Origin of the sequence: Rugosimonospora acidiphila (assembly GCF_039543385.1) — a bacterium.
In the GTDB taxonomy this organism is placed as follows: Bacteria; Actinomycetota; Actinomycetes; order Mycobacteriales; family Micromonosporaceae; genus Rugosimonospora; species Rugosimonospora acidiphila.
Genome location: NZ_BAABJQ010000070.1, coordinates 1 through 4,577, shown reverse-complemented (window position 1 = coordinate 4,577; position 4,577 = coordinate 1). Strand labels below are relative to the sequence as shown.

2 protein-coding genes are annotated in these 4,577 nt (G+C 72.0%); both read right to left on the bottom strand.

Annotated elements, in window-relative coordinates; all coding sequences use genetic code 11:
- A partial coding sequence (locus ABEA87_RS42015; protein ID WP_345639389.1) for a type I polyketide synthase occupies nt 1-1,945 on the bottom strand: 1,945 nt, incomplete at its 3' end.
- 323 nt (nt 1,946-2,268) lie between these two features.
- Nucleotides 2,269-4,577, bottom strand: a 2,309-nt coding sequence (locus tag ABEA87_RS42010) for a type I polyketide synthase (RefSeq protein WP_345639388.1), incomplete at its 5' end; no start/stop codon positions are given.

Genomic DNA, 4,577 nt, shown 5'->3' with positions numbered 1-4,577 from the left:
CGAACAACACCGGCTGCACCACATCCACCCGCTCCGGCACCACCCCCGACCGCAACACCTCAACTAGCGACCAATCCACCAACCCACCAAACGCCGCCTCACACTCAGCGATCGCCTGCGCGAACACCGGAGACTCATCCAACAAATCCAAAGCCATCCCCGCCCACTGCGAACCCTGACCAGGAAACACCCACACCAAACGACCACCCACCACCCGACCCGCCTGCACCCCACGCAAACCATCGACCAACTCCTGAACGTCACCACCCACCGACACCGCCCGATACTCAAACCGCGACCGACCCACCAACCCCGCACCCACCGCACCCACATCCACCGCATCATCACCCGACACCCAACCCACCAACGAACCCACAGACGCGTCCAGGGCCTCCGGCGAACGACCCGACACCACCCACGGCACCACACCACCAGGCGTCGCCGAAACCAACGAGGCCACAGCAGCCGAGCCCACAGCAGCCGAGTCCACAGCAGCCGAGACCACAGCAGCCGAATCCGCATCTTCGGGAGCCAACTCCCCATCCACCACGGACGCCTGCTCGACGGCGGGAGCCTGCTCCAGCACCACGTGCGCGTTCGTGCCACTCATCCCGAAGGCCGACACCGCCGCACGCCGCGGCCGATCCGGCACGTCCCACGGCCGCGACTCGGTCAACAACCGAACCGTGCCCGCCGACCAATCCACCTCCGGCGTCGGCTCATCCACATGCAGGGTGCGCGGCAGCACCCCGGCCCGCATCGCCATCACCATCTTGATCACACCCGCGACCCCGGCCGCGGCCTGCGTGTGACCGATGTTCGACTTCAGGGAGCCGAGCCACAGCGGCCGGCCGTCGGGGCGGCCTCGGCCGTACGTCGCCAACAGGGCCTGCGCCTCGATCGGGTCGCCCAGGGTCGTACCGGTGCCGTGCGCCTCCACCACGTCAACGTCCGCCACGGTGAGCATGGCGTCGGTCAGGGCACGGGTGATCACCCGCTCCTGCGACGGACCGTTCGGCGCCGTCAGCCCGTTGGACGCACCGTCCTGGTTGACCGCCGAACCACGCACCACCGCCAGGACCGGGTGCCCGAGACGCTGAGCGTCGGCGAGCCGCTCGATCACGAGGATGCCCGCACCCTCGCCCCAGCCCGTACCGTCGGCCGCGCGCGCGAACGACTTGCACCGGCCGTCACCGGCGAGCCCGCGCTGCTGGGTAAAGGCGACGAAGGCCCCGGGACTGGACAGCACGGTGACGCCGCCGACCAGGGCGAGCGAACAGTCGCCGCGCCGAAGGGACTGGGCGGCCAGGTGCAGCGCCACCAGCGACGACGAGCACGCCGTGTCCACGGTGACCGCCGGGCCCTCCAAGCCGAGGGTGTAGGAGATGCGGCCGGACACCGCCGCCGTCGCCGTTCCGGTCAGGACGTGGCCGTCCAGTCCCGCGCCGCGCAGCAGCGGCGCGTAGTCCTGGCCGGTGTTGCCGACGAAGACGCCGGTGTCGGTGCCGGTCAGCGAGGCGGGGTCGAGACCGGCCCGCTCGATCGCCTCCCAGGCCACCTCCAGCAGCAGCCGCTGCTGTGGGTCCATGGCCAGCGCCTCACGCGGCGAGATCCCGAAGAACTGCGCGTCGAAGCCCGCCATGTCGTCCAGGAAGCCGCCGCGGCGCGTCGCCGACGCGCCCGGCGCGTCGGGATCCGGATCGGCCAGCGCGGACAGATCCCAGCCCCGGTCCGACGGGAAATCGCCGATGGCGTCCGTGCCATCGGCGACCAGTTGCCACAATTGTTCGGGCGAGGTTACACCGCCGGGAAAGCGGCATGCCATCCCGACCACCGCGAGCGGCTCACGATTTGCGGTCTCGGCCTGCCGCAGCTGCTGCCGAGCCTGATGCAAATCGGAGGTGACTCGCTTGAGGTATTGACGCAGAGTCGCTTCATCAGCCATTTAGATGCCACCTCGACAGCCGGATGAGGGCGCGGCGAAGTACCCCGGAAATTGCGATGGAGTTCCCCCGAGGGTTTCGACGGTCCGGGATTTCTTCCAACAATTGAGCTACCACGCGGGTCGGCCAACAAAGAACTTCCTGACCGACACGTCGAGGATATGAATGAGGCTCCGGGACCGACAACCCCTAACCGAGCCGCCGGACCGTCCCCGACCAGCCCTTATGGCCCCTGCGGCGCAGTCGCGCCAGCGGTCCGACGCAGGGACAACGCACCGCCGGACCGACCCCTACTCGGGGTCGGTCCGGTCGGTCGATCGAGGGTTCAGCGCCCGCCAAGATCCGCGTCGATGAAGGCCAGCAGCTCGTCGTCGCTGTCGAAGGAGAGCTCGTCGGACGGTTCGGCCCAGCGGTCGAGGATGGCCTTCAGGCGGGCGGCGACCTCGGCCTGCACCGCCGGATCGGGTGGCGCCGCCGCGAGCGACGCCTCCAGCCGGCTCAGGTCCGCCCTGGGGTCGGTGCCGCTGATGGCCAGCTCGCCACCGAGGTACCCGGCGAGGGCTGCCACGTTCGGGTGGTTGAACACCAGCGTGGCGGGAAGTTCCAGGCCGGTGCGGGAGCGGAGTGCGTCGCGCAGCTCCACCGCCGTGAGCGAGTCGAAGCCGAGCTCGGTGAACGGGCGGCGGGGATCGACCGTGCTCGGGTCGGCGTGTCCGAGCACGGCCGCGACCTCGGCGCGTACCAGGGTGGTCAGCTCCGCCTCCCGGTCCCTGGCGCCCATTCCGGACAGGCGTACCCGAAGCTCCTCGGCCCGATCCGTGGTGCTGTCGGCCGCCGGCGCGGCATCCGAGACGAGCCCGGTCAGCAGCGGGCTCGGCCGGCTCGCGGTGAAGGTGGCCGCGAACCGGTCCCAGTTCACATCGGCCACCACGACGGCGGTCTCGTCGTTGCCGACCGCCCGGCTCAGGGCGTCGAGCGCGTCCGCGGTGGCGAGCCCGGTCAGCCCGCGCCGGGACAGGTGGTCGCGGGCGTCCTCGCCGGCCGCCATGCCGCCGCCGGCCCAGGGGCCCCACGCGATGCTGGTGGCCACCTCGCCCCGGGCGCGGCGCCGGGTGGCCAGCGCGTCGAGGTAGGCGCTGGCCGCCGCGTACCCGGCCTGGCCTCCGCTGCCCCACGCGGCGGCGATCGAGGAGAACAGGATGAACGCGTCCAGCGGCGTTCCGGCGAGTGCCTGGTCGAGCCGCTCGGCACCGTCCACCTTGGCGGACAGCACAGCGGCGAGTTCGTCCGCGCCGGTGTCCGCGATCGCCTGGGCCTGGGGCGCTCCCGCGGCGTGAACCACCGCGGACAGGGGATGCTCCTCCGGCACGGCGGCGAGCAGCCGCGGGACCGCGTCCGGGTCGGTGAGGTCGCACGCGACGACGGTGGTCCGGGCGCCCGCGGCCTCGAGGTCGCCGACCAGGTCGGCCACGCCGGGCGCGTCGGCGCCGCGCCGGCTGGCGAGCACCAGGTGCGCGGCCCCGTTCGCCGCCGCCCACCGGGCCACCTCGCCGCCGAGCGCGCCGGTGCCGCCGGTGATCAGCACTGTGTCGCGCGGCTCCCAGACCGCCGTCTCGTCGGCGATCGGCGCGCGGGCCAGCCGGCGCCCGTGGCAGCCGTCCTCGCGTACGGCGATCTGATCCTCATCGGTCGGGGTGGCGAGCAGCGCCAGCAGCTGCGGGATCGACCGCGCGTCATCGCCGGGCGGGACGTCGACGAGGCCGCCCCAGGCCGCCGGGTTTTCCAGCGCGGCCGCGCGCCCGTAGCCCCAGAGCATCGCCGCTTCCGGGCGAACGGCCGGGTCGGCCTCGCCGATGCCGACCGCTCCGCTGGTGACGCACCATAGCGGCGCCGCGATCCCGGCGTCACCGAGCGCCTGCACCAGCGCGGCCAGAACGCTCACCCCGTGCCGGGCAGGTGTCGCGGCGTCATCGCCGTCGGCCGCGAAGATCACCCCGTCGATCGGGCCGGTGCCGGCGGCGACGCGCACGCGATCGGCCAGCACGGCGCGATCGGTGCCGCCCTGGACCTCGACGACGTCCAGACCGAGCGCGGCGAGCGTCGCCGCGTCGATGCCGCCCGGGTACGGGCGCACCAGCAGCCACCGGCCGGCCGGCACCCCGGGTACGGGCGGGTCGAGCGGTGCCCAGGTCACGCCGTAGCGCAGCCGGTCGCCGGTCCACGTCGGTTGGATCTCGGGCCAGTAGTTCTGGTGATCGAACGGATACGTCGGCAGGTCAACATGCCGATGCCCACCCGTGAACCACTCCACCGGCGTCCCCGTCACATGCAACCGGGCCAACGCCGTCAACCACGACTCCACCTCATCCCGATCCCGGCGCTGCGCCGCAACCGCCGTCACCCCAGAACCCAGAACCTCCCGCGCCACCCCCGTCAACGCCGCGTCCGGACCCAACTCCAACAACCCCGTAACCCCCAACCCCTCCAACGCGACCACCGCATCACCGAACCGCACCGTCTGACGAACCTGCCCCACCCAATACGACGGATCCGACCACAACCCCGGACCCACCGGCTCACCCGTCACCGTCGACACCGCCGACAACACCGGCTCACCGAACTCCAACGACTCCA